The sequence below is a fragment of the Streptomyces sp. 135 genome (assembly GCF_020026305.1).
Classification (GTDB): Bacteria; Actinomycetota; Actinomycetes; order Streptomycetales; family Streptomycetaceae; genus Streptomyces.
Genome location: NZ_CP075691.1, coordinates 2,514,221 through 2,537,395, shown reverse-complemented (window position 1 = coordinate 2,537,395; position 23,175 = coordinate 2,514,221). Strand labels below are relative to the sequence as shown.

The 23,175-nt window shown below is 73.4% G+C and carries 19 protein-coding genes, 1 other RNA gene and 2 pseudogenes; 10 read left to right on the top strand and 12 right to left on the bottom strand.

What is annotated here, in order from left to right; genetic code table 11:
* Positions 1 to 11: 11 nt before the first annotated feature.
* Positions 12 to 1,070 carry a hypothetical protein gene (locus KKZ08_RS11390; protein WP_223774349.1) on the bottom strand — a complete coding sequence of 353 codons (1,059 nt, stop codon included), beginning with the start codon at positions 1,068 to 1,070 and terminating at the stop codon, positions 12 to 14.
* 254 nt (positions 1,071 to 1,324) lie between these two features.
* On the opposite strand from KKZ08_RS11390, the pseudogene KKZ08_RS11385 reads away from it, so the two are divergent.
* The 4 genes and pseudogenes from KKZ08_RS11385 to KKZ08_RS11370 all read left to right on the top strand — a co-directional run.
* Positions 1,325 to 1,751: pseudogene (locus tag KKZ08_RS11385) on the top strand (hypothetical protein); the annotation flags it as partial.
* Between the two features lie 216 nt (positions 1,752 to 1,967).
* On the top strand, positions 1,968 to 2,819 hold the full coding sequence (locus tag KKZ08_RS11380; protein WP_223774348.1) for a Nif3-like dinuclear metal center hexameric protein: 852 nt from the start codon (positions 1,968 to 1,970) through the stop codon (positions 2,817 to 2,819).
* A complete protein-coding gene (locus tag KKZ08_RS11375) occupies positions 2,816 to 3,559 on the top strand; it encodes a C4-type zinc ribbon domain-containing protein (protein WP_223779006.1) in 744 nt (247 codons plus the stop codon). The genes KKZ08_RS11380 and KKZ08_RS11375 overlap by 4 nt, the downstream gene beginning before the upstream one ends.
* Positions 3,560 to 3,571: 12 nt before the next feature.
* Positions 3,572 to 4,969: pseudogene (locus KKZ08_RS11370) on the top strand (bifunctional RNase H/acid phosphatase).
* A gap of 13 nt (positions 4,970 to 4,982) precedes the next feature.
* Here KKZ08_RS11370 and eda read toward each other — a convergent pair.
* Together eda and KKZ08_RS11360 are read right to left on the bottom strand one after the other, a co-directional pair.
* Complete coding sequence (gene eda / locus KKZ08_RS11365) at positions 4,983 to 5,663, bottom strand: bifunctional 4-hydroxy-2-oxoglutarate aldolase/2-dehydro-3-deoxy-phosphogluconate aldolase (RefSeq protein ID WP_223774347.1); 681 nt, start codon at positions 5,661 to 5,663, stop codon at positions 4,983 to 4,985.
* 73 nt (positions 5,664 to 5,736) lie between these two features.
* Positions 5,737 to 6,180: a VOC family protein gene (locus KKZ08_RS11360; RefSeq protein WP_223774346.1), complete on the bottom strand. Its 444-nt coding sequence runs from the start codon at positions 6,178 to 6,180 to the stop codon at positions 5,737 to 5,739.
* A gap of 114 nt (positions 6,181 to 6,294) precedes the next feature.
* Between KKZ08_RS11360 and KKZ08_RS11355 the strand changes: the two genes are divergently transcribed.
* Entirely contained in the window at positions 6,295 to 6,921 is a 627-nt protein-coding gene (locus KKZ08_RS11355) for a TetR/AcrR family transcriptional regulator (protein WP_223774345.1), read from the top strand.
* Between the two features lie 156 nt (positions 6,922 to 7,077).
* On the opposite strand, the gene yaaA is transcribed toward KKZ08_RS11355, so the two are convergent.
* Positions 7,078 to 7,878, bottom strand: coding sequence for a peroxide stress protein YaaA (gene yaaA, locus KKZ08_RS11350; RefSeq protein WP_223774344.1), 801 nt, complete (start codon positions 7,876 to 7,878; stop codon positions 7,078 to 7,080).
* Between the two features lie 147 nt (positions 7,879 to 8,025).
* Between yaaA and KKZ08_RS11345 the strand changes: the two genes are divergently transcribed.
* A complete protein-coding gene (locus KKZ08_RS11345; protein WP_223774343.1) occupies positions 8,026 to 9,468 on the top strand; it encodes an RNB domain-containing ribonuclease in 1,443 nt (480 codons plus the stop codon).
* Here KKZ08_RS11345 and KKZ08_RS11340 read toward each other — a convergent pair.
* Positions 9,455 to 10,282, bottom strand: coding sequence for a hypothetical protein (locus KKZ08_RS11340; protein ID WP_223774342.1), 828 nt, complete (start codon positions 10,280 to 10,282; stop codon positions 9,455 to 9,457). The genes KKZ08_RS11345 and KKZ08_RS11340 overlap by 14 nt on opposite strands.
* Before the next feature lie 17 nt (positions 10,283 to 10,299).
* Positions 10,300 to 11,274, bottom strand: coding sequence for a MerR family transcriptional regulator (locus KKZ08_RS11335; protein ID WP_223774341.1), 975 nt, complete (start codon positions 11,272 to 11,274; stop codon positions 10,300 to 10,302).
* Between the two features lie 176 nt (positions 11,275 to 11,450).
* Between KKZ08_RS11335 and KKZ08_RS11330 the strand changes: the two genes are divergently transcribed.
* From KKZ08_RS11330 to KKZ08_RS11320, 3 genes are all read left to right on the top strand, one after another.
* Positions 11,451 to 11,873 carry a DUF4260 family protein gene (locus KKZ08_RS11330; RefSeq protein WP_223774340.1) on the top strand — a complete coding sequence of 141 codons (423 nt, stop codon included), beginning with the start codon at positions 11,451 to 11,453 and terminating at the stop codon, positions 11,871 to 11,873.
* A complete protein-coding gene (locus KKZ08_RS11325) occupies positions 11,866 to 12,423 on the top strand; it encodes a TetR/AcrR family transcriptional regulator (RefSeq protein WP_223774339.1) in 558 nt (185 codons plus the stop codon). Before KKZ08_RS11330 ends, KKZ08_RS11325 begins: the two co-directional genes overlap by 8 nt.
* 61 nt (positions 12,424 to 12,484) lie before the next feature.
* Complete coding sequence (locus KKZ08_RS11320) at positions 12,485 to 13,414, top strand: AraC family transcriptional regulator (protein WP_223774338.1); 930 nt, start codon at positions 12,485 to 12,487, stop codon at positions 13,412 to 13,414.
* A gap of 568 nt (positions 13,415 to 13,982) precedes the next feature.
* Here the strand turns inward: KKZ08_RS11320 and KKZ08_RS38620 are convergent.
* Positions 13,983 to 14,279 carry a hypothetical protein gene (locus KKZ08_RS38620; protein WP_263303338.1) on the bottom strand — a complete coding sequence of 99 codons (297 nt, stop codon included), beginning with the start codon at positions 14,277 to 14,279 and terminating at the stop codon, positions 13,983 to 13,985.
* Positions 14,280 to 14,326: 47 nt separating this feature from the next.
* On the opposite strand from KKZ08_RS38620, the gene rnpB reads away from it, so the two are divergent.
* An RNA gene (gene rnpB / locus KKZ08_RS11310) (RNase P RNA component class A) lies at positions 14,327 to 14,732 on the top strand.
* Between the two features lie 158 nt (positions 14,733 to 14,890).
* On the opposite strand, the gene KKZ08_RS11305 is transcribed toward rnpB, so the two are convergent.
* From KKZ08_RS11305 to KKZ08_RS11285, 5 genes are read right to left on the bottom strand one after another with little or no spacing between them, the layout of a single operon-like run.
* Entirely contained in the window at positions 14,891 to 16,330 is a 1,440-nt protein-coding gene (locus KKZ08_RS11305) for a DUF6177 family protein (RefSeq protein WP_223774337.1), read from the bottom strand.
* A complete protein-coding gene (gene eccCa, locus KKZ08_RS11300; RefSeq protein WP_223774336.1) occupies positions 16,327 to 20,340 on the bottom strand; it encodes a type VII secretion protein EccCa in 4,014 nt (1,337 codons plus the stop codon). Before eccCa ends, KKZ08_RS11305 begins: the two co-directional genes overlap by 4 nt.
* Entirely contained in the window at positions 20,337 to 21,458 is a 1,122-nt protein-coding gene (locus tag KKZ08_RS11295; protein WP_223774335.1) for a type VII secretion protein, read from the bottom strand. Before KKZ08_RS11295 ends, eccCa begins: the two co-directional genes overlap by 4 nt.
* Positions 21,459 to 21,467: 9 nt before the next feature.
* Positions 21,468 to 22,832, bottom strand: coding sequence for a type VII secretion integral membrane protein EccD (gene eccD, locus KKZ08_RS11290; protein WP_223779005.1), 1,365 nt, complete (start codon positions 22,830 to 22,832; stop codon positions 21,468 to 21,470).
* Positions 22,833 to 22,863: 31 nt separating this feature from the next.
* Positions 22,864 to 23,154: a hypothetical protein gene (locus KKZ08_RS11285; RefSeq protein ID WP_223774334.1), complete on the bottom strand. Its 291-nt coding sequence runs from the start codon at positions 23,152 to 23,154 to the stop codon at positions 22,864 to 22,866.
* Positions 23,155 to 23,175: the final 21 nt, after the last annotated feature.

Sequence of the window (23,175 nt, the reverse complement as noted above, 5' to 3'; positions counted from 1 at the left end):
GCCGGCCGAGTCTAACCGGCCGCCACCCGCCCGCCGAGGGGCGCCTGTTGCAGGGGCACGGGCCGGGGCGCGGGGGGCGGTACCGGCTTGAGCGACGGCGCGTCCGGCAGCTGCTGCGGGGGCGCCGTCACCCGCGCGACACCGCAGGGCACGTCCCGCGTCACGTACGGAAGTCGCAGCACGCCGTCCCGCGTCCAGTGCCCCGAACCGGCCAACCAGCCCACCGGCGCCGCCAGTTGCCGCATGCGCCGCTCGGCGGGCCGCCAGACGCCGAGCCAGGTGCCCGCCGCGCCGTCGATCCGCAGCGCCACCGCGCAGCCCTCCGGGAGGAGCGTCTGCCCCGGCTGGATCGCGAACGGCGTGACCGCGCAGTCCGCGAGGCGCAGCGACTCGGGGAAGCGGACGGGGAGGGTGCCGCCGAGCACGCCCCAGCCGAGCCGGTCGTGGCCCGGCGCGTTCGAACGGATGAGGAGCAGGCCGCTGTCCGCGTCGGCGAGCAGCAGCCGGTCGTCGCTCCCCTCGGCGATCTGGAGCAGCGGAGACACCTCGCCGCCCCGCTCCAGGTCGACGGCCACCGTCTTGACGCACCCGGCCGACTCCCGGTCCAGGGCGAGCAGCCGCCCCGTACGGTCCAGCCAGACGCCGCCCGAGCAGCGCCCGGGCACCTCGGCGACGTGCTCGGGGCCGAAGGAGCCGCCCGCCACCAGCCATACGTCCGTCGAGCGGGCGCCGACCGCGAGGGCGTAGGCGCGGGTGCCGTCCGGGGCGGGCGGCAGCAGGCTCAACCCGCCCTCGCACTCCACGCCGCCGAGGGGGATCTCGCCGGTCTCCGGGCCCGTGGGGTAGAGCAGCGCGAAGGCGTGGCGTCCGTCCACCAGGCGGTGGATGAGGACGCGCCCGTCGCTCAGCGGCAGCACTTCGGTGCCGGGCTCCTCGGGCTGGTGGCCGGCGAGCGGCACCGCGTAGGGCTCGGGGGAGTCCAGCGTCCAGCGCTCGGGGAACCAGGAGTCGCCCCGCCGTGCGAGCCGTGCCGCGTAGGAACCGTCCACCGTGATCGTTGCCGCTGTCATGGTCGGTGTCACCTCCGCCTTCGACGCTAGGTTCGTACGCGCTGACGTGGGGTGCACGGCTGTCCGCTTCACACAGAAGGGTGGAGATGTCCGGGTTGGCCTGAGGGGGCGGGGGCGGTTGTGCTGCGCGGGGCGGCACTGCTTGAAGTCAGGCGAACCTGAGCTCGGCCGGTCCGGGCAGCGCACCTTCGGAGTCCCGATGTCCGAGTTCCCCCGGACCGCACGAGCCGTACGATCCCGGTCCCCGCGGCGCGGCCGCCGAGCGGATGGCGAAGATGGGCACGACGGCGAAGCCGGGCGAGTTCCCGCGCACGATCGAGCACGCCCGCGGCGAGACCGAGCTGAAGAAGCGACCCCGGCGCGTCGTCGTACTCGACGTGGGCGAGCTGGGCAACGTGGTCTCGCTGGGCGTCAAGCCCGTCGGGTACGCCCCCACCGAGGGCGACGACGGCGTCCCCGGCTACCTCAAGAAGGAGGCCGGCAGCCCCAAGGACGTCGGCATGATCAACTCCCTCAACCTGGAAGCCATCGCCGCGCTCAAGCCGGACTTGATCCTCGGCAGCGAGCTCGCCGCGTACGGGAAGCGGTCCTCGACGACACGGGTCTCCGCGGCCCGAGAACCAGCGGATCAACGACCTCGCCACCGAGATCAGCCCCGAGAAGATCGACCGGGCCGACGCACGGCGAACGAGGTCCTGGGCGACCTCAAGACCCACCTCGCCCCGTGAGGGAACCCCGTAGCAGGCGGGCCCCGTAAGGGGCGCGGGGCTGCGCGAGCAACCACAGAAGACCCGCAGACGCATCCGCACAGCCCTGAGGAGGGGGCGCTCCGTAGCCGCCCGGCCACTCCAGGTAAGGCCAGGTATGCCGAGCGCAGCGGGAAGGTAGCCTTTCCCCGTGCCCCGTCTGTCTGAAGTCATCGCCGCCCTCGACGCCCTGTGGCCCGCCGATCTGGCCGAGAGCTGGGATGCGGTCGGCACGGTCTGCGGAGACCCCGACGCGGAGGTCTCCCGGGTCCTCTTCGCCGTCGACCCCGTCCAGGAGATCGCCGACGAGGCGGTGCGGCTCGGAGCCCAGCTCCTGGTCACCCACCACCCGCTCTACCTGCGCGGTACGACGACGGTCGCGGCCTCCACCTTCAAGGGCCGCGTCGTCCACGACCTCATCAAGAACGACGTCGCGCTGCACGTCGCGCACACCAACGCCGACCGCGCCGACCCGGGCGTCTCCGACGCGCTCGCGGGCGCCCTCGACCTGCGGGTCGTACGCCCCCTCGTGCCGGACCCCACCGACCGCCACGGCCGTCGCGGGCTCGGCAGGATCTGCGAGCTCGAACACCCGCTGACCCTCGCCGAGCTCGCCGAGCGCGCGGCGAAGCGGCTGCCCGCCACCGCGCAGGGCATCCGCGCCGCGGGCGACCCGGACGCGCTGATCCGCACCGTCGCGGTGAGCGGCGGCTCCGGCGACAGCCTCTTCGACGACGTGCGCGCCGCCGGTGTGGACGCCTTCCTCACCGCCGACCTGCGCCACCACCCGGCCTCCGAGGCCCGCGAACGCACACCGCTGGCGCTGCTCGACGCCGCCCACTGGGCCACCGAGTGGCCCTGGTGCGAGCTGGCCGCAGCCCAGCTCGATCAGATCTCCGACCGCAACGGATGGGGCCTTCGCGTCCACGTCTCGCACACGGTCACCGACCCCTGGACCGCCCACGCGGCCTCAACCCCGAACTCAACAGGAGCCCCCAACTGAACGCCGCGCCCGCCGACCAGATCCGACTGCTCGACGTCCAGGCCCTGGACACCCGACTTCAGCAGCTCGCGCACAAGAAGAGGTCCCTTCCCGAGCACGCCGAGATCGAGTCGCTGACCAAGGACCTCACGCAGCTGCGCGACCTCCTCGTCGCCTCGACGACCGAGGAGGGCGACTGCGCCCGCGAGCAGACCAAGGCGGAGCAGGACGTCGACCAGGTCCGTCAGCGCGCGGCCCGCGACCAGCAGCGCCTGGACTCCGGCGCGGTCTCGTCCCCCAAGGACCTGGAGAACCTCCAGCGCGAGATCGCCTCGCTCGCCAAGCGCCAGGGTGACCTGGAGGACGTCGTCCTGGAGGTCATGGAGCGCCGGGAGTCCGCGCAGGAGCGGGTCGCCGAGCTGACCGAGCGGGTCTCCTCGATCCAGGCGAAGATCGACGACGCGACGGGCCGCAGGGACGCCGCGTCCGAGGAGCTCGACCGCGAGATGGCCACGGCCACCAAGGAGCGCGAGGTCGTCTCGGCCTCCATCCCGGCCGACCTCCTCAAGCTGTACGACAAGCTCCGCGCGCAGCAGGGCGGCGTCGGCGCGGCCAAGCTCTACCAGCGGCGCTGCGAGGGCTGCCGCCTGGAGCTCAACATCACCGAGGTCAACGAAGTGAAGGCGGCCTCCCCCGACACCGTCCTGCGGTGCGAGAACTGCCGTCGCATCCTGGTCCGTACGTCCGAGTCCGGCCTGTAAGGACCCTGCTCCATGCGCGAGTTCATCGTCGAGGCCGATGGCGGCTCCCGGGGCAACCCGGGGCCCGCGGGCTACGGCTCGGTGGTCATCGACGCGGCCACGGGGGAGACCCTGATGGAGGCCGCGGAGTACATCGGCGTCGCGACGAACAACGTCGCGGAGTACAAGGGCCTGGTGGCCGGCCTGAAGGCCGCCCACCAGCTCGACCCGAGGGCCTCCGTCCACGTCCGCATGGACTCCAAACTCGTCGTGGAGCAGATGTCGGGCCGCTGGAAGATCAAGCACCCCGACATGAAGCCGCTCGCGGCCGAGGCGGCGCGGGTCTTCCCGTCGTCCCAGGTGACGTACGAGTGGATCCCGCGCGAGAAGAACAAGCACGCGGACCGGCTCGCCAACGAGGCGATGGACGCGGGCAGGCGGGGCGTGGCGTGGTCGCCGTCGGCGTCGACCGCGGAGCTGGACGCGAGGGCCGCGCGCGCGGCGGCCGCCGCCGCACCGGAGCCGTCCGGCCCGCCGGGTGACGCGGTGGCGGGGCGGCGAGGGCGCGGGCGGCACTGGCGGGGCGAGGCCTTCGGCTGACGTGACGGCGACCCCGTGGATGATGCGACCGCCGTCGCCGGTGAGGCCGTGGCGACCGGTGAGGCTGTGGCGACCGGCGGCGCTGTCGTGACCGGTGAGGCCGTCGCGACCGGCGGGGCTGTGGCGACCGGTGAGAGCGCCGACCGGCGGGCGGCGAGCGGCGCGGCGCGGACGACCCCGCCCGTCGGCTGGGCGGCCCCCGCCGACCTCGGAGCGCCCGCCACCTTCGTACTGCTGCGGCACGGCGAGACCCCGCTGACGCCCGAGAAGAGGTTCTCCGGGAGCGGCGGCACCGATCCGTCCCTGTCCGCCGTGGGGCGTGAGCAGGCCGAGCGCGCGGCGGCCGCCTTCGCGGCGCGCGGCACGATCCAGGCGATCGTCTCCTCGCCGCTCAAGCGCTGCCAGGAGACCGCGCACACCGTCGCCGCCCGCCTAGGGCTCGACGTCCACATCGAGAACGGCCTGCGCGAAACGGACTTCGGGGCCTGGGAAGGGCTCACCTTCGGCGAGGTGCGCGAGCGCCACCCCGAGGAGCTGAACGCCTGGCTGGCCTCACCGAAGGTGGCGCCGCCGGGCGGTGAGTCGTTCGCGGCGGTCTCCCGCCGGGTGGCCTCCGCCCGCGACCGCCTCACCTCGGCGTACGCGGGCCGCACGGTCCTGCTCGTCACCCACGTGACGCCCATCAAGACCCTGGTGCGCCTCGCGCTCGGCGCCCCGCCGGAGTCCCTGTTCCGCATGGAACTGGCGGCGGCCTCGGTATCAGCGGTGGCGTACTACGCCGACGGCAACGCCTCACTGCGCCTCCTGAACGACACGTCGCACCTGCGGTAGGGCGCCCGGAGCGTCACCGCAGGGTGGAGGCCTCCCGCGCCAAGGACTCCACGCGCGCCCAGTCCTTCGCCGCGACGGCGTCGGAGGGCAGCATCCAACTGCCGCCCACACAGCCGACGTTCTTCAGTGCGAGATACGTCGGCGCGGTGCCGGGCGTGATGCCGCCGGTCGGGCAGAAGCGGGCCTGGGGCAGTGGGCCGCCGAGGGACTTGAGGTAGGCGGTTCCGCCGGCGGCCTCCGCGGGGAAGAACTTCATCTCACTGACGCCGCGTTCCAGCAGCGCCACGACCTCCGAGGTCGTCGAGACGCCGGGCAGGAACGGCACCCCGGACCCCTCCATCGCCGCCAGCAGTGACTCCGTCCAGCCGGGGCTGACGAGGAAGCGGGCGCCGGCCGCCACGGAGTCGGCGACGTTCCGCGCGGATATCACGGTGCCGGCGCCGACGACCGCGTCCGGCACCTCGGCGGCGATGGCCCGGATCGCGTCGAGCGCGACCGGCGTCCGCAGCGTCACCTCGATCGCGGGCAGGCCTCCGGCCACCAGGGCCCGCGCCATCGGCACGGCGTCGGCGAGGTCCTCCACGACGACCACGGGGACGACGGGGGCGAGGTCGAGAACGGAGGGGGCGGGGGAGGGCGCGTAGGGCACGGAGGGTGCGGCGTACGGCGGCGCGGAGGGCGAGTCAGGAACCATGGGGGCATAGTGCCCGTCACCGCGCAGCACACGCAAAGGGCGTTGCGCATGCTGCAACCGAATGGCGGTCCGATCAGCCGCCCTGCGGGGCGTGCCCGGGTGTGTACTGCTCCGCGTACTCCTCGCCCGCCGCCACCACGGTGATGACGTCGATCAGTACGCCGTCCGGCGCGGCGACGATGAAGTGGCGCTGCCCGAAGTCCTCCGTACGCAGGGAGAGCACCTCCGGCAGGCCCGCCTGCCCGACCAGCCTGCGGTGCTCGGCGTCGACGTCGTCGACCTCGAAGTTGAGCAGGAGGCCGCCCCGCACCGGCGTGCGGTGCCCTTCCGGGAGGGTGGGGTGGGTGTGGTCGAGCAGGGCGAGTTCGTACTGCGGGGCGTCCGGGCGGTGGAGGCTCACGTACCAGTCGGCCTCGAAGGTCGCCTCGAAGCCGAAGTGGCGGACGTAGAAGTCGCGTGCGGCGGCCACGTCGCGGGTGGCGATCACCGGATAGAAGCTGCCGAGCTTGGTCTTCACGGCGGGTGGCTCCTCTGCTCGTCGTACGGGGCGCCCGTTTTGGCGTACCTCGGGTATGTGAAACGGGACGCTAACATACCCGGGGTATGTGAAACGGTGAGAGGAGCGGGCGGGATGGCGGTCACCAGGGCCGAGCAACGGGCGGCGACACGGCGGGCCCTGCTGGCCGAGGGGCGGCGGAGATTCGCCGCCGACGGATACCACGCCGTGGTCCTCGCCGACGTGGCGCGGGCGGCCGGGGTCACCAAGGGGGCCGCCTACCACCACTTCGAGAGCAAGGCGGGGCTGTTCCGCGCGGTCGTCGCCGAGGTGCAGGAAGAGCTGGGGGAGCGGGTCGCGGCCGCCGCCGAGCGCCACGAGGACCCCTGGGAGCAGCTGCTGGCGGGCTGCCGGGCCTTCCTTGCCGCCGGGCGTGATCCGGTGGTGCGGCGCATCGTCCTGGTCGACGCGCCGGCCGTGCTCGGGTGGGACGAGTGGCGGGCCATGGACGAGGACGGTTCCGCCCGGCACCTGGCCCAGGCGCTGGACACGCTGGTGGTGTCCGGGGTCATCGCCGAGCAGCCGGTGGAGCCGTTGGCACGCCTGCTCTCGGGAGCGATGAACGAGGCGGCGCTGTGGCTGGCCCGCGGGGGCGACGCCTCGCCGCAGGCACCGGCCCTGACGGAGCGGGCGCTGGAGCGGTTGCTGGGTGGGCTGCGTGCGGGGGGAGGAGGCGGCTCCGTGGCGGTCGACGGGGGGTGACCGGGGGACTGGGGGTGTGTACGAGTGCTGTGCGCCGCTGCCGTGCGCCGGGTGGCGGGCCGGGCCGGGTCGAAGCCACGCTGCCGTGCGCCGCGTGGCGGGCCGGGTCGAACCGGCCCGCGGTCACGGTGCGCGTGCCGTTCTCGGGCGCTCCGCTCAGTGCACGTCCCGTACCACCACGTCCAGTGCCCACGGCCTGCCCGCCTTCGCGGGGGGCTCCGCCTCCACCGCATGCCCCAGGTCCCGCAGCGCCTCCACCAGCTCGGCGGGGCCCTCGGGCCGGGCGCCCGTGGTCAGCAGGGACCGGACGATGCGGCCCTTCGTCGCCTTGTTGAAGTGCGAGACCACGGACCGCTTCTCGACCCCGTCCACCAGCTGCGCGTGCAGCACCCGCACGGTCGCCGTCCGCCCCGCCACCTCGCCCTTGGGCTTCCAGGCCGCCGCGTACGCCGACGACCGCAGGTCGAGGACCAGCCCGTCACCCGCCGCCTCGGGCATCACGGAGGCCATCGGCGTACGCCAGAACGCGCCGAGCGCCCCGAGGCCCGGCAGCTTCACGCCCATCGAGCAGCGGTAGGAGGGGATCTTGTCGCTCACGCCGACGGCGCCCCACAGCCCGGAGAAGACGAGCAGGCAGCGGGCGGCGCGGCGCTTGGCGGCGGCGTCGAGCGAGGCCAGGTCCAGGGCGTCGTACAGCACGCCCGTGTAGATCTCGCCCGCGGGACGGGCGCCCGCCGTACGCAGCTCGGCGTTCTTGGCGACCTCACCCCGCAGCCCTTCGCTGAGCCCGAGCACGAGCCGCGCCTTCTCCTCGTCGGCGGCGCACAGCTCGACCAGCTCGTCGAGCACGGTCCGCCGAGCCTCGGCGAGCCCCGGCAACGACAGCGTCTCGGGCTTGAGCGGAGCACCCCGCCCGGACGAGGCCTTGCCTTCGGACGGCGGCAGCAGGACGAGCACGAGCGGACTCCTTAGGCGGTACGAGGGAGGGGGTGCGGCCCCTGCGAAAGGGTACGGGGTGTGAGGTCCTTGCCGGGGGCGTGGGGGATGGGGAGGCGCTCCCCCGTTCGGCATGCCGGGAGCAGCGGTCCGCCCTACGCTCGGGACATGCCGCGCCGCCAGCTCCGTGTGACCGGCGCAGCGGAGGCTCCGTTGCGGGCCGCGCTGCGTGCACTGCGTACGACACTCGACGTGCCCGACGCCTTCCCCGCCGATGTCCTCGCGGAGGCGGAACGCGCCGCCGCGACGCCCCGGCTGCCGGACCACGACGTGACGGACATCCCCTTCTTCACCATCGACCCGCCCACCTCCGTCGACCTCGACCAGGCCATGCACCTGTCACGGCGCGAGGGCGGCGGCTACCGCGTGCGGTACGCGATCGCCGACGTCGCGGCGTACGTCACGCCCGGTGGCGCGATCGACGCCGAGGCCCACCGCCGCGTCACCACGCTCTACTTCCCCGACGAGAAGGTCCCGCTGCACCCCACGGCCCTGAGCGAGGGCGCCGCCAGCCTGCTCCGCGGCCAGGTCTGCCCGGCGGTCCTGTGGACGATCGACCTCGACGGGGACGGCCGCGCCGAGCACACCGACGTACGCCGTGCCCTCGTACGCAGCCGGGCGAAACTGGACTACGAAGGGGTGCAGCGCGCCATCGACGACGGCACGGCGGAGGAGCCGGTCGGCCTGCTGCGGGACATCGGGACACTGCGCGAGAGCCTGGAGGTCGACCGCGGCGGCATCTCCCTCAACGTGCCCGAGCAGGAGATCGTCGAGCGCGACGGCACGTACGAACTCGCCTACCGCGCCCCCCTGCCCGCCGACGGCTGGAACGCCCAGATCTCCCTGCTCACCGGCATGGCCGCCGCCCAGCTCATGATCGACTCCGGTACGGGCATCCTGCGGACCCTGCCGACCGCCCCCGACGGCGCGGTCGGCCGCCTGCGCCGCACCGCCAAGGCGCTGCACGTCGACTGGCCGCACCACGTCCCGTACGCGGAGCTCGTACGCACCCTCGACCCCCGGCAGCCGCACCACGCCGCCTTCCTCCAGGAGTGCACGACGCTGCTGCGCGGCGCGGGCTACACGGCGTTCAGCGGCGGCGAGATCCCCGAGCACACCCTGCACGCCGCGGTCGCCGCCCCCTACGCCCACTGCACCGCGCCCCTGCGCCGCCTCGTCGACCGCTACGCCTCCGAGCTCTGCCTCGCGGCCTGCGCGGGCGCGGGCGTCCCGCAGTGGGTACTGGCCGCCCTGGACGAGTTGCCCAAGGAGATGGCGGAGGGCACCCGGCGCGGCAACATGGTGGAACGGGAGTGCGTGGACATCGTCGAGGCCGCGCTGCTCAAGGACCGGGTCGGCGAGCTCTTCGACGCGGTGGTGGTGGACGTGAAGGACCACGAACCGACCGCCGGCATCGTGCAGTTGACCGACCCGGCGATCGTGGCCCGCGTCGAGGGCGGCCCCGCGGAACTGCCGCTGGGCGAGCGCCTGCGCGTACGCCTCACGCGGGCGGACCCGGCGACGGCGAAGGTGCGGTTCACGCCCGCGTGACGGTTCGGCCGGCGTCCGCGTGAGCGCGGGGCAGGCGATCCCTGAGCGCGGCCAACAGCTCCGCCGGCTCGTCGGCATGCAGCCGCACCGTCGTCACCGCGCGCCGCTTCCCGAGAAGCCCGGCATCGATGACGGGCTCGGACAGCTCCAGGGTGAGCGAGGTCCGCGCGGCGACCGTGATGTTCAGGACTCCGTCGACGGCCTCGTGCGCGTAGCGCGGCTCGTCCCGTACGGAGGCGATCCGCTCCAAGGGAATCCGCAGGTCACGGTGGGCGCCGTGGCGTATCCGCAGTTCACCGGGCGACAGCACGTGCGGACGGGTCACGGAGGCCGCGTGCATCCCGAGGACCAGGACGAGGGTGTAGACGTCGACGGCCAGCACCGCGTAGTGGGCGACCGGCCAGGGGCGCAGCAGCATCGCCATCCCCCAGGTCTCGGCGGCGCAGACGAAGGCGAGGCCGAGCAGCGGCGCCGTCTGGCCCCGGGCATGGCCGAAGGCCTGATCGATTCCGGGCCGTACCCCGTAGCGGTGCCGCGCGGGCCACAGGGCGAGGCTCGTCAGGACACGCACCTCATGTCCGACGAGCCGCCGCACCGGCTCGGGCACGACGTCCTTGACGGCGCCGGCCCCGCCCCGCCGGTACAGGAGCAGGAGCCCCGCGGTCTCCACGGCCAGCGACAGGGCGACCCCGGCCTCGACAGCGAACACCAACGGGCGCGGCAGTGTCGCGCCCGCCAATAAGCAACACAGCAAGGCGAGTTCGGCGGGCAGGATCGCGTACGCGACGTACCGCAGCGCCCGGTGAAGAGTCATCCCGGTCCCGTGCCTCTTCACTCGGTGCCTCCCCGCTCGGCGGCCGACAGCAGACCCACCGCGCGGCGGACTGCCTCCGCCTGGGTGGGGGCGAGGTCGGCGAAAACCGCGCCGAGAAAGGCCTTCGCCTCGGGTGAGCCGCCCACGATGGGCTCTGTCTTCGGGTCGGGCTTTGGCTTCGCGTCGGGCTTCGGCTCGGCGCCGGGCTCTGGCCTCGCCCCGGCCTCTGGCTCCGCGCCGGCCTCTGGCTCCGCGCCGGCCCCTGGCTCCGGCTCAGCGCCCGGTCCGGCGAGCGGCGCTGCCGGGAGTGCGTCACCGAAAGCGTGCGCGAGTGCGTGGGCCGCCTCGTCCACCGCCCGTTCCGTGGCCGGGTCCGCGAGGTCGACGTGGTCGGCCAGGGCATCAAGCATGGTGTACACCTCATGCGCCCGGTCGGCGGCGCCCGGCGTGCCGAGCGCCGGGCGCAACGCGGCGAGGAAGCGGTCACGGTCCTCGGGCGGCGCGGCCGCGGAGTCGTGAAACGCGGCGTCGAGGAAGACCAGCACCTCCCGGTCCTTCGTGGCGATCGCCGATTCCGGCCGAGTGCCCGCTGCCGTGGAGCGCTCCATCTCGCGGAAGACGGCGGCGACTTCGGCGGACACGGGCCCCTCGGCCGGCAGCCGGCCCTCCGCCGCGTCGGCCGACAGGCTCCGCAGCCGTTCCCTGCGCTTCTTGATCACGGCCTCCTGCCGGGCGAGGTCCGCGTCCAGCTCGGCGAGAACCTCCGCGAGGTCCCGGCCCGCGTCGTCGGCGAGGACGTCACGGACCTCGGTCAGGCCGAGGCCGAGTTCGGTCAGGCGTCGGACCCGGGCCAGGGCCGCGGCGTGGCGCAGCCCGTACTCGCGGTAGCCGTTGGGCAGCCGCCCGGGCTCGGGAAGCAGGCCCAGATGGTGATAGTGCCTGATGGCGCGCGTGGTGACGCCGACGATGCCGGCGAGCTCTCCGATCCGCATGGGCTCAGTAGAAACGTTGACGCCGCGGCAAGGTCAAGGAGTCAGGGAGTCAAGGAGGTCAAGGGCGGCCCGACGGACGTTCCGCGCCCTCCCGGCCCCTTGACGGCTAACGCTGTTAGCCATAACTTGGCGAGACCAGAAGCTAACGCCGTTAGCCATTCCATGGGGGAGCCCGCATGGCCACCATCACGTCCAGTACCACCGCGAAGCCCACCGGCCTCGCCGTCGTCCGCCGCCTCGTCTGGTTCGCCAACGCCGTGGTCTGGTCCGTCCTCGCCGTCCTCGAAGCCGTCGACCATGGCTGGGTCGCGGGCCTGCTCGCCGTCTTCTTCTTCGTCGCGCCCGACCTGACCTTCCTCGTCGGAGTCCGCGACGCGCCCCATATGTCGCGAGGCCAACTCCCGCCCCGCGCCGCCCCGTTCTACAACGCCGCCCACCGCGCCCTGGTCCCCGCCGCGCTCATCGTCGCCGTCCACACCGTCGGGCAGGCGGTCTGGGCACCCGTCCTCGCGGCCCTGTGCGGCTGGCTCGCCCACATCTCGTACGATCGCGCCTTCGGCTATGGACTGCGTACGAAGGAAGGGTTCCAGCGTGGCTGACCAGCACGGGACGCACGGCCGCCCGGCGTGGGGGCGACACCTCACCCCCCGGGCCAGGGAGATCGTCGCCGCGGCCCGGGAGTTGCTGGAGGAGTCCGGGGCCGAGAAGCTCACGATGCGTCTCCTCGCCGACCGGCTCGGCATCAAGGCGCCCTCCCTCTACAAGCACTTCCCCGACAAGTCCGCGGTGGAGGTGCAACTGATCGCGCAGATGCTGGACGAGTCCGCCGCGGTCTGCGAAGCCGCCGAGGCCGAGGCGCCCGGCTCCCTCGACGCCCTCACCGACGCCTACCGCGCCTACGCCCTGCGCCACCCGCACCTCTACCGCCTGGCCACCGAGCGCCCCCTCCCGCGCCACGCCCTCCCCGAGGGCCTGGAGGAGCGGGCCGCGGCCCCCCTGATGCGGGCCTGCGCCGGGGACGTCGACCTGGCCCGTGCCCTATGGGCGTTCGGGCACGGCATGGTCATCCTGGAGATCCACGGACGGTTCCCGGACGGCGTCGACCTCGACGCGGCATGGCGGAAGGGCACGCGGGCGTTGCACTCCTGAGAGAGCGTGAGGGCACGAGGGCACAGGCCGCGCGGCGCGGCACCGGGGGAGCGGGCAGCACATGGGCATAGGCGGCACGGACGACATGGGCAACCAGGCGGCACGGGCGGCGGGGCGTCCCCGCGAGCACGCACACTGGGCCAGGGCGCCCCTCGGCCCGGGCGGCGACTCCCTCGACCTGCTGACCGCCCGCTTCGACCGGCACCGCTACGCCCCGCACTACCACGAGGAGTTCACCGTCGGCGTCTGCGTCGGCGGGACCGAGATCATCGACTACCGGGGCGGGCGGCTGCACGTCGGGCCCGGCTCCATCGTCGTCCTCGCCCCCGGAGAGGTGCACACCGGCGGCCCCGGCGCCACCGACGGCTACGCCTACCGCGCCATGTACCCCGCGCCGTCCCTCCTCACCGAGGCCACCGCCACCCCGCCGCACTTCCCCGACCCGCTGGTCGACGACCCCCAACTGGCGGCGGCCCTGCGCGCCGCCCACACCGAGCTGAGCGCCCACGCCGACCCGCTGGAGGCCGAGTCCCGCCTCCCGTGGCTGCTCACGGCGCTCGCCCGCAGACACGGCGGCGCCCGCCCCCTCACCGACCACGCCTCCCTTGGGCGCGGCCCCGGCGCCGACCACATCACCCGCACCGTCCGGGACCGGCTCGCCGACGAACTCCTCGCCCCGCCCTCCCTCGCCGAACTCGCCGCCCCGCTCGGCCTCTCCCGCTACCAGCTCCTGCGCGCCTTCCGTACGTCGACGGGCATGCCGCCCTACGCCTGGCTCGCCCAGCACCGGGTCAAGCGGGCCCGCGCCCACCTGGAGGCGGGCCTGCGCCCCGCCGAGGCGGCCTCCCTCGTGGGCTTCGCAGACCAGGCGCACCTCACCCGCTGGTTCCGCAGGGTCCTCGGAGTGACCCCGGCGGCGTACCGCGACAGCGTCAGGCCGCAACAGCGTTCAAGACAGAGGGCGCCGGCGCGCCCGAGACTGCCCGCATGACGGCACGCGCCTGGTTCCTCTTCTCCCTGATGGGTGTCCTGTGGGGCATCCCGTACTTCATGATCAAAGTGGCGGTGGACAGCGACCTGTCCCCGTCGATGGTGGTCTTCACGCGCTGCGCGCTGGGCGCGGCACTCCTGCTTCCGTTCGCCGTACGACAGGGCGGACTGCCCCGCGTACTGAAAACCCACTGGCGCCCCATGCTGGCCTTCGCCTGCGTCGAGATCATCGGCCCGTGGTGGACCCTGACCGACGCCGAGCGCCGCATCTCCAGCTCCACGGCCGGGCTGCTCATCGCCGCCGTCCCGATCATCGGCGCGCTCCTGGCCCGCTTCTTCGGCGACACGGAACGCCTGGGCGCCCGCCGCCTCACGGGCCTGGGCCTCGGCCTGGCGGGCGTCGCGGTCCTCACGGTGCCGCACCTCACGGGCGGCGACGCGTGGTCCCTGACAGAGGTCATGCTCACCGCGCTCGGCTACGCCGTGGCCCCCCTGATCGTGGCCCGCCACCTCCGCGACGTACCCACCCTCCAGCTGATCGCGCCGTGCCTGGTCCTGGCCGCCCTGGTCTACGCCCCCGCCGCGGCGGCGACGTGGCCCGGCACGGTGCCCGACACCCCCACGCTCCTGTCCCTCGCGGGCCTCGGCGTGATCTGCACGGCACTGGCCTTCGTCGTCTTCCTCGAACTGATCCGGGAGGCGGGCCCGACCCGGGCGGTCGTCTTCACGTACGTCAATCCGGCCGTCGCGGTGGCGGCGGGCGTCACGTTCCTCTCCGAGCCCCTGACGGCGGACGTCGTGGCGGCCTTCGCGCTGATCCTCGCGGGTTCGTTCCTGGCGACGGCGGCGACGGCGACGGCGGGCACGGCACCGGGGCGGATCTCCCGCCGGGTAACATGGTCGGCACGGCAGACGAGCCGGGCGGACGGCCGCGTGAAGACCCCTTCGGGGGCCCTTCCCGAGGAACGTCCGGGCTCCACAGGGCAAGGTGGTGGCTAACGGCCACCCGGGGTGACCCGCGGGACAGTGCCACAGAAAACAGACCGCCGGGGACCTCGGTCCTCGGTAAGGGTGAAACGGTGGTGTAAGAGACCACCAGTGCCCAGGGTGACCTGGGCAGCTAGGTAAACCCCACCTGGAGCAAGGTCAAAAGGAGCGCGGTAAGAGGCGCTCTGCGCGGACGTTCGAGGGCTGCCCGCCCGAGTCCGCGGGTAGACCGCACGAGGCCGGCAGCAATGCCGGCCCTAGATGGATGGCCGTCGCCGCGACGTCCGCGAGGACCCGCGGCACAGAACCCGGCGTACAGCCCGACTCGTCTGCCCGTCAGGGCCTCTGGCCGGCTAAGGGTGGCCGGGACGGGTCCCGCGGCAGCACTCGGCCGCCACGTGCCTCCGCACCGCCACCGGCCGCCGCCACTGCCTCCCCGCCGCCACCGGCCGCTTCCACCCCCGACCGGATCAGCTCCCCGCACCGTCCCTCACGCTCCCTCCTGTGTCCGCTTCAGGTGCCGGCTGAGCTGCTGGAGTGTCGCCCAGGAGCCTGGGTCGGTGCCGTCTCCCAGGGGGTAGTGGAGTGCGGGCCGGGCTGCGGGGCCGAGTCGGGTGGGGCGGGCGCCGGCCTGTGGGTGCTGGGCGTGGCTGCGGCCGATCTCGTTCACTGCGTCCGCGCCCAGGGTGAAGGCGAGGGGGATCGGCGGGGCCTCGAACCCGGGCGGGACGGTGAGATCCCGGCCGGCGGTGCGGAGTGTGGTGAGCATGGAGGCCAGGCCGTGCTCGGTGGCGAGGGTCTCGGCCAGCGGGGCGACGGCGTCCAGGGGCGGGGCTTCGTCGGCGCCGTAACCGAGGGTGAGGACGATGTGCTCCTCGATGCCCGACGAGGTGTGGGTGACGCGGGTGGTGGCGATGGCCGGGCGCTCGGGGGTGCCGATGGTGGTCAGCCACGTGGGGGCGGACCGCTGGGCACGGGAGCGGGCCAGCTCGGTCATCTGGCGTCGGGACCAGGGCAGGCAGATGGGTTCGGCGGTGGACCATCCGGCCGGTGAAGTACCGGTGAGGGCCTGCCAGGCGGCTTCCAGGGCGCCGCCGAGCAGGAGGTGTTCGTCTGCGGGGTGGGTCGTGTGAAGGGAGAGGCCCAGCTGGCGCGCGCCCGGAGCGTCGGGTGCGGTCCTGGGTTTGAAGGCTTCGGCCACCCGGGTCTTTCCGTCCGCGGACCTCACCGGCGTGAAGTGGCCGTCCTGCCAGTGGAGTTCGGCACCGGAGAGGCCGTCGTAGTACCCGCAGCCGGGGTCCTGCACGACCCAGCGGTTGGGGTGCCCGTGCAAGGCGGTGCGGGTGGGCAGGGTGAGCCTGGTGTGTGGTGGCGTGACGATCTGCAGGGCCAGGCCGCCGGCGGCAGCCGTGCGCAGGGCGTCGGCCAGCCAGCTGGTCATCGCCACGACGGGGCGGTCCTGGATGACGACCGCGGCCTTGTCGGTGAGGACGTCGACGGCGGGAGGTGCCGAGTCCGGCGCCGCGGGGGCGGCGGTGGCGGTCTCGGGGGTGAGCGGGACGACATCTGTGTGGGCGGCTTCCGGCGGCCAGACCGTGCCGTCGAGCACGGCGGCAAGGCGTCCGGCGAACGAACCGGCGAGCCGCTCGCCCTCCTCGACGGCGGTGGAGGCGCGGGCTTCGGTCCACCAGAACGGGACGCGGGGGGCGGCCACTTCGGCTCCGAGCAGGCGCTGCGCCTCGCCGGGGACCTGAATGAGGAGGGGCGCTTCGACGGAAACGAGAGGGCGGCCGTCCGGGGTGCAGAGCTGGACGACGGCTCCCTCGTGCACGCTGGTGACGCCCAGGGAGGGGCCGCCCGCGAAGAGCCCGGCGAGCAGGACGTCGATGTCGGGCATCGTGGGCGTGAGGGCGATGACGTCCTTGGTCACGGTCGCTGGGTCTCCGTGTCGGTGGTGTCGGTCTCTGGGGCGAGGGCGGTCTGGATGATCTGGTGGCGTCGGCCGCGGCGGACCAGGGTGCCGCGGCCGGGGGGTTGGGTGGAGGCGTAGAGGCCGGGGAAGAGCTGGCCTTCGGTGCGGTCGCCGGTCATGAGCAGGGCGGTGGCGCCGGTCTCGCGCAGGGTGGTGAGGAAGGGCTCGTACAGGGCGCGGGAGGCTCCGGCGACGCGGCGGGTGATGACGAAGTGCAGGCCGATGTCCTGGGCGGAGGAGACGTAGGGCAGGAAGGGCGCCAGGGGCTGCTGGCCCGCGGTGGTGAGGATGTCGTAGTCGTCTACGAGGATGACGATGCGGGGGCCGGTGAAGCCGGGCCCGTCGGCGATCGTGTCGGGGTCGGCGGTCTCCGGGAGGCGCTTTTCGAGTTCGCCCGCGATGCCGGTGGCGAGGGCGGCGGCGAGCTTGGCGTTGTGGGCGTAGCCGCCGCGGTAGGGCTCGGGGACGGTGCCGCGCAGACCCCGGCGCGGGTCGAAGACGCCGAAGACCAGGTCCTTGTCGCCGTGGCGGTCGATGAGCTGCCGGGTGATCAGCTTCAGCAGGTTCGTCTTGCCGCATTCGTTGTCGCCGAGGACCAGCAGGTGCTGGTCGCTGCCGAACAGGTCGAGGTGGGCCGGGGCGAGGGCGTCCTGGTCGACGCCGAGCGGGATGCGGGAGGGCTCGGCGGTGGGTGAGGGCAGTTTCGCGGCGGGCAGCGCGGTGGGCAACACCCTTACCGGCGCGGCGAGTTCGCCGTGCCAGCTCGCCCGCAGCGTGCGGGCCGCGCGCTCCAGGGCGGGGCCGAGGTCGCCGGTGGCGGGTCGGCCGTCGATGCGGGGCAGGGCGGTCTGGGCGAAGAGCTTGGCGTCGGTCAGGACCCGGCCCGGAGTGTCCGCGGTCAGCGTCTCGGACAGCTTGCGGTCGACACTCGAGTCCGAAGGGTCGTTGAGACGCAGCTCGACACGCGAGCCGAACATGGACTGGGTGGCGATGCGTACGTCGTTCCAGCGCAGCATGCCGGCCACGATGTGGATGCCGTAGCCGCTGCCACGTTTGAGGAGGTCGGCGACGGTGTCGTCGAGCTCGGAGAACTCGTCGCGCAGCGCGCCGAATCCGTCGATGAGCAGGACGATGTCGGTCGAACCGAGTTCGGTCAGTCTGCCCCGTGCCCGCAGGTGGCGCAGCTGGTCGACGGAGTCGATCCCGTACTCGCGGAACAGCTCTTCGCGCAGGGCGAGTTGGGCGCGGACCTCGGCCACGGTGCGCGCGGCGCGTTCGTGGTCGGCGCGGCCCGCGATGCCGCCGACGTGCGGAAGACCGGCCAGGGCGGAGAGCCCGCCGCCGACCAGGTCCAGGCCGTACACGGCGACGTCGGCCGGGGTGTGGGTGAGGGACAGGGCGAGCGCGAGGGTGCGCAGCAGGGTCGTCTTGCCGGACTGCGGGCCGCCGATGACGGCGGTATGACCGCCCGCGACGGTCAGGTCCAGGAACCAGGGTTCCTGCCACTGTTTGGCCGGGTCGTCGAGTACGCCCAGGGGTACGCGCATCGCGTCATCGCCCCGCCGGGCGAGGTGAAGGCCGCGTTCGGAGGCTTGGACGGGGCCGGCGGCCCGGTCGAGGGTGAGGGCGTCGGGCAGCGGGGGCAGCCAGATGCGGCGTACGGGGGGAGCGGCGGTGCAGAGCTGGTCGACCATGGCCGAAAGGACCGTCGGGCCGGTCTCCCGCTCCCGCATGGGCGGTTCTGATGGCGCGTCGGCCTGGGGGGCCTGCCCGGTGTTGTAGGTGGGATAGAGCCAGGCGAGGGGTTCGTCATCGGACTGGCCGGTCAGGGCCGGGCCGCGGTGTGCGCCGGAGACGTAGCCCGCTTTGAAGCGTTCGTACGTCGATGTGTCGACCTTGAGATAGCCGAAGCCCGGCAGTGGCGGCAGCTGGAAGGCGTCGACCGTGTCCAGGACGGTGCGGGACTCATCGGCGGAGAAGGTGCGCAGGCCGAGCCGGTAGGAGAGGTAGGTCTCCAGGCCCTTGAGCTTGCCGGATTCGATGCGTTGGCTGGAGAGCAGCAGGTGGACGCCGATGGAGCGGCCGATGCGGCCGATGGACAGGAACAGGTCGATGAAGTCGGGCTTGGCGGTGAGGAGCTCCCCGAACTCGTCGATGACGACGAAGAGATGGGGCAACGCCTCCAGCTCGAGCTCGGGCTGCTTGGCGCGCAGGGCGGCGTAGTGGCCGATGTCGGCGACGTTGCCCGCGTCCTTGAGGACCTGCTGGCGGCGCTTGACCTCGCCGGCCAGGCTGGTGTGGACCCGTTCGACGAGCCCGGCCTGGTTCTCCAGGTTGGTGATGACCCCGGCGACGTGCGGGAGTTCGGTGAAGGGGGCGAAGGTGGCGCCGCCCTTGTAGTCGACCAGGACGAGCGCCAAGTCCTCGGGGGAGTGCGTGGCGACCAGGGCCAGGACGAGGGTGCGCAGGAGTTCGCTCTTGCCGGAGCCGGTCGCGCCGACACAGAGTCCGTGCGGGCCCATGCCCAGCTCGGAGGACTCCTTGAGGTCCAACAGGACCGGCTCGTGGCGGTCGTCGAGGCCGACGGGTACGCGCAGGAAGTCGCGTTCGCCGCGTGGCGCCCACAGCCGCTTCAGGTCGAGGGCGGCCGGGTCGTCGATGCCGAGGAGGGTGGGGAAGTCGACCGGGCCGGAGATCGGGGTGCCCTCGGCGGCGGACTCGGCCGACAGGCGCAGCGGGGCGAGCATGCGGGCCAGGCCTTCGGCGCCCGGAATGCTGACCGCGTCGAGGGTTCCGTGTCCGGGCGTCGCGTCGGGGGTGCGCAGGTCCTCGACGGTGACCTTCTCGCCGTCGACGGTGATGCGCACCGACACCTGGTCGGGTTCGTGCACCTGCTGTTCGAGCAGGTGGAGCACGGTCACGCCCATGCCGGTGAGGTCGACGGCCGTGTCCGGGCGGGGCAGTTCGGCGGCCGTGCTGCCGTGGCAGTCGCTGACCACCAGGAGCCGGTCGTTCATCCGCAGCGCGTTGCGGTCGGAGAGGCCGCGGCGCACTTCGGCGGCGTAGGAGGACCGGCGTCGCAGGTCCGGGGCGCACTGGCGGGCGAGCTGATCGAGGCTGGGCGCGATGCGCCGGGCGGCGACCGGCCCGTCGTCCCGCAGTGTGTCGAGGACGTGCGGCAGCCACTTGGTCCACTCCCACTCGTCCAGGCGTTCGCCGGGCACGCCGAGCGCGATCGAGACATCGTCCGGTGCGTGGGTCACGGCGGCCTGGATCAGTAGAGCCCGGGCCACCCGGAGTACGTCCTCGCGTTCGCCGATGACGCTGACGTTGCCCGCGCGGTCCAGGGGCGCCAGGAGGGGGAAGTCGGTGGCGGTGGTGAACCGGTGCTGCAGGGCCCGCGCTTCGTTCAGCATGAAGGGGTCGGGCGGGGTCAGCACGCCGCTGCCCGAGTTCTGCCCGATCTCCAGGCGCTGCACGGGTACGTCGCCGGTGCCGAGCCGCACGCGCAGGAAGTCCGCGTCGAGACGGCGTCGCTCCCACAGCCGGGCCGGGTCGCGCACCAGGTCGTACAGGGCTGTCGGAGGCGGATTGAGGACCCGTGCCCGGCGTCGCAACTCCCGCTCGACGGCGCCCAGTTCCTCACGCTGCTCCTCGACGTACTCGAGATAGCGCTCGCGCTGGGTACGCCGGGTGCGCTGGGCCTTGCCGCGCTGGGAGAGGAAGAGGGCGACCGCGCCGAGCAGGGCGAAGACGAGGACGATGGCGCCGACGGCGGCGAACTGGCTGTTGCGGATGACGGTCATCATCACGACCGAGCCCATGACGCCGGCCATGGGCAGGAGCGCGGTGGCGGCGTTGCCCATCTTGCCCTCGGGCAGGTTCGGGGGCGGTTCGATGGTGCGCTCGGGCGTGGTGTCCAGTGGCCGGGTGGAGCGGGCCGGGCGGTGGATCAGGCGGTGGGTCATCGCACCCGCACCGCCCGCCCCATCGCCTCGGCCGCCAACCGCACGGCGGCGTCCCGGGAGTTCTGGCCGAGCATGCCGGTGTGGATGGGGCCTCCTTGGGCCAGGTGACGGTCGTAGGGCAGGGCGACGACGGCCGCCCCGGTCTCCCGCAGATGCGCGGTGGCGGCCTTCAGATCAAGTGTCGTGTCGGGGGAGTTGGCGGACAGCGCGACCACGGTGGTGGCCAGGGCCGAGTGCGGCAGCTGGGCCAGCCAGTCCAGGACGATGCGGGTGCCGCCGACGCCCTCGGCGGTCATCGGGGCGACGACCACGCGGGCGTGGGCGGTGTCCATGGCGGTGCGGGCCACCTCGCCGGGCAGGGTCTCGCAGTCGACCACGGTGACGGCGAAGTAGCGGCGCAGGGCGAGGGTGACGGTGCGGTAGGTGGGTACGTCGAGCGGGGCGCCGACGCGTCCCCGGCTCGCGGGCAGCAGCCAGCCGCCGTCGGTCACGGGGACCAGGTAGCCGGTGACGTCGGTGAGTTGCATGGCGGGGCTGAGGATGGGGGCGAGGTCCGCGCAGGCCCAGCGCACCGACTCGGCGCCGAGGCGGACCGGCAGGGTACCGAGCGCGGCGTCCGCCTCCAGGGCGAGGACGGGGTCGTGCCGGTAGTGGTTGAAGGTCCGGGCCAGGAGCGCGGAGACGGTGGACTTGCCGACCCCGCCCCGGATCGACGTGACGGCGATGACACGGCCGGTGGTGACCGGCTGCTGCACCTCGCGGGCGAGCCGGGTCTGCTCGGTGACCTCCTGGCCGGCCGACGCGGTGAGCTTGCGCAGCGAGCGTCCGGTGCGGCGGACCGCGGATTCGCCGTGCTGCGGGCTGCCCAGGGCGCGGGCCAGGCGGGGGTCGACGGTGGGGACGGACTCGGGGGCGGGCATGGGGATGCGAGGGTCGCGGGCGTTGCCGTGTATGGGGCGGGCGTCGCTGCGTACGGGGCGGGCCGGAGCCGTCGGCCGGGGAGCGGGCCGTCGGTCACCGTCCGTTCCGCGGAGCACATCGGTCGGCTCGCCCGCCGGGCCGATGCCCGCTCCGAGATCCCTCAGTACGTTCCGCTGCCAGTCGTCTTCCTGAGCCATGCCGACCCCCTACGCGAAGGTGTCGAGCAGACGCCCGTACACACCGAACACGCCGATGGCCAGCGGCAGCAGCGCGAGCACGCCCACGGACTCCACGAGGTCCCCGGCCCGCCGAAGCCGCACCCGCACGTGCTCGGGCGGCTGCACCGCGAGCACCACGAGCGGCATCAGGGCGAGTACGACAAGGACGGCCAGCGGGCCCGCGGCAGGGGAGCGCCCCAGCCACACCACGACCAGCGCCACGACGACGACCGCGGCGGCAGCGAACAGCGCGACCACCTCGGCGACCAGCGGAAAGGCACGGGCCCGCAGCGCGAGCACCACCGCCGTGACCACGGCGAGGAGCACGGTCCACACGGTCGGCTCCTTGAGCACCAGCACGCCGGCGGCCGCCGCCGAGACGGCCAGCACGACGGTGGCGACAGCCAGTCCACGATGGGTGGCGGTCAGCGCGGCAGTCACGCGATAACGGCTCACCGACGTCCCGCCCGAACGGCGGTCGTCCAGCCCCGAAAGACCGGAGGCCATCAGGGCGAGCCGCGGCAGCACACCAAGAACAACCACGGATACGACGGCGAGCAGGGCCCCCAGCCGGGCCTGCTCGGTCACGGTCCGCGCCCCGTCCTGCGACGCGACGGACGCCTCCCACAGAACCAGGCAGCCGAGGGTGGCCCCGGCCCCGATCAACCCGCCCCGCCCCAACGGCGAGAACCACCCCAGGAAGAGCAGCACCAGCAGCACGGCCATGGCCACCCCGGCCAACCGCACGGCAGCGGACCAGGCATGGGCATCGGCCGACGTCCATGCCCCGAGCGCGCCCAGGGCACCGGCGGTGACGATCAATGTGGCGGCGAGCCCCTGCCGCTTCATGCGCCCCCACACGATCCCGGCGAAGCCGGCCAGAACGGCAGCACCCACCAGGGCGTTGCCCACGTCCCCCAACGCGAACTCATCGCGCGCCAGCACCCCTGCGGCAAGAGCCCAGAGAACGGTGGCAAGCCCGGCCACCACCCGCCGAGTCGCGGGCCCCCACCGCCAGGCCCGCCCCTCCAGATCGTCGGCGGCCTCATCGGTGACGTCGTGCACGACGGGCGCGGAGGGCGCGTCCTCGGCCCGCACCAGCCGCAGCACGGCGCCGTCCGGTATCCCGGCGGACTCCAGGGAGCTGTCGTGCGCGAGGGCCGAGCCGTCCGCGGTGACGAGATGCCGCAGCATGGGCCGGCCGGCGGCCTGATCACCGAGCAGCCGCAGCACTTCGGGAAGCAGGAGCCCGACGGGCTCCCGGGAGGGAAGGACAAGGTCCACCCGCCGCTGCTCTCCGACCAGGGTGACCCGGCTCAAGGCCGTACGACTCGTACCGCTCGTGCGGCTCAACGGCCCCGCAGATATCACGCGTTCGAACCTATCATCGAGAGGAAGGTGTTACGGAGGGAGAAGGGGAGGGGGCGGACGTCGGGGAAGTCGGCACTGATGTGCTGTAGGGGCTCTTCCCGATAAGCCGATGCGAAATGAACGACCACCCCACGCACCCGGCACACAACACGGCCGCGATCACGACCCCGGCGAACACCTTCCCCAGCCGCTCATCGACGGTCCGCCGCTGCCGCTGGCCACCGAACAACAGGGCATCCCGCAGGCGCCGGCGCCGCACCGACACCGACTCCAAGAGCTGGCTGTCGTAATCCTGGGCTGACATTGCGCGACCTTACCCATCTAC

Coding starts and splice junctions, on each gene's coding strand:
- KKZ08_RS11390 (WP_223774349.1), bottom strand. CDS start 1,070: ATGACAGCGGCAACGATCACGGTGGACGGTTCCTACGCGGCACGGCTC.
- eda (WP_223774347.1), bottom strand. CDS start 5,663: ATGGTTCCTGACTCGCCCTCCGCGCCGCCGTACGCCGCACCCTCCGTG.
- KKZ08_RS11355 (WP_223774345.1), top strand. CDS start 6,295: ATGGCGGTCACCAGGGCCGAGCAACGGGCGGCGACACGGCGGGCCCTG.
- KKZ08_RS11345 (WP_223774343.1), top strand. CDS start 8,026: ATGCCGCGCCGCCAGCTCCGTGTGACCGGCGCAGCGGAGGCTCCGTTG.
- KKZ08_RS11340 (WP_223774342.1), bottom strand. CDS start 10,282: ATGACTCTTCACCGGGCGCTGCGGTACGTCGCGTACGCGATCCTGCCC.
- KKZ08_RS11335 (WP_223774341.1), bottom strand. CDS start 11,274: ATGCGGATCGGAGAGCTCGCCGGCATCGTCGGCGTCACCACGCGCGCC.
- KKZ08_RS11330 (WP_223774340.1), top strand. CDS start 11,451: ATGGCCACCATCACGTCCAGTACCACCGCGAAGCCCACCGGCCTCGCC.
- KKZ08_RS11320 (WP_223774338.1), top strand. CDS start 12,485: ATGGGCATAGGCGGCACGGACGACATGGGCAACCAGGCGGCACGGGCG.
- eccCa (WP_223774336.1), bottom strand. CDS start 20,340: ATGACCCACCGCCTGATCCACCGCCCGGCCCGCTCCACCCGGCCACTG.
- KKZ08_RS11295 (WP_223774335.1), bottom strand. CDS start 21,458: ATGGCTCAGGAAGACGACTGGCAGCGGAACGTACTGAGGGATCTCGGA.
- KKZ08_RS11285 (WP_223774334.1), bottom strand. CDS start 23,154: ATGTCAGCCCAGGATTACGACAGCCAGCTCTTGGAGTCGGTGTCGGTG.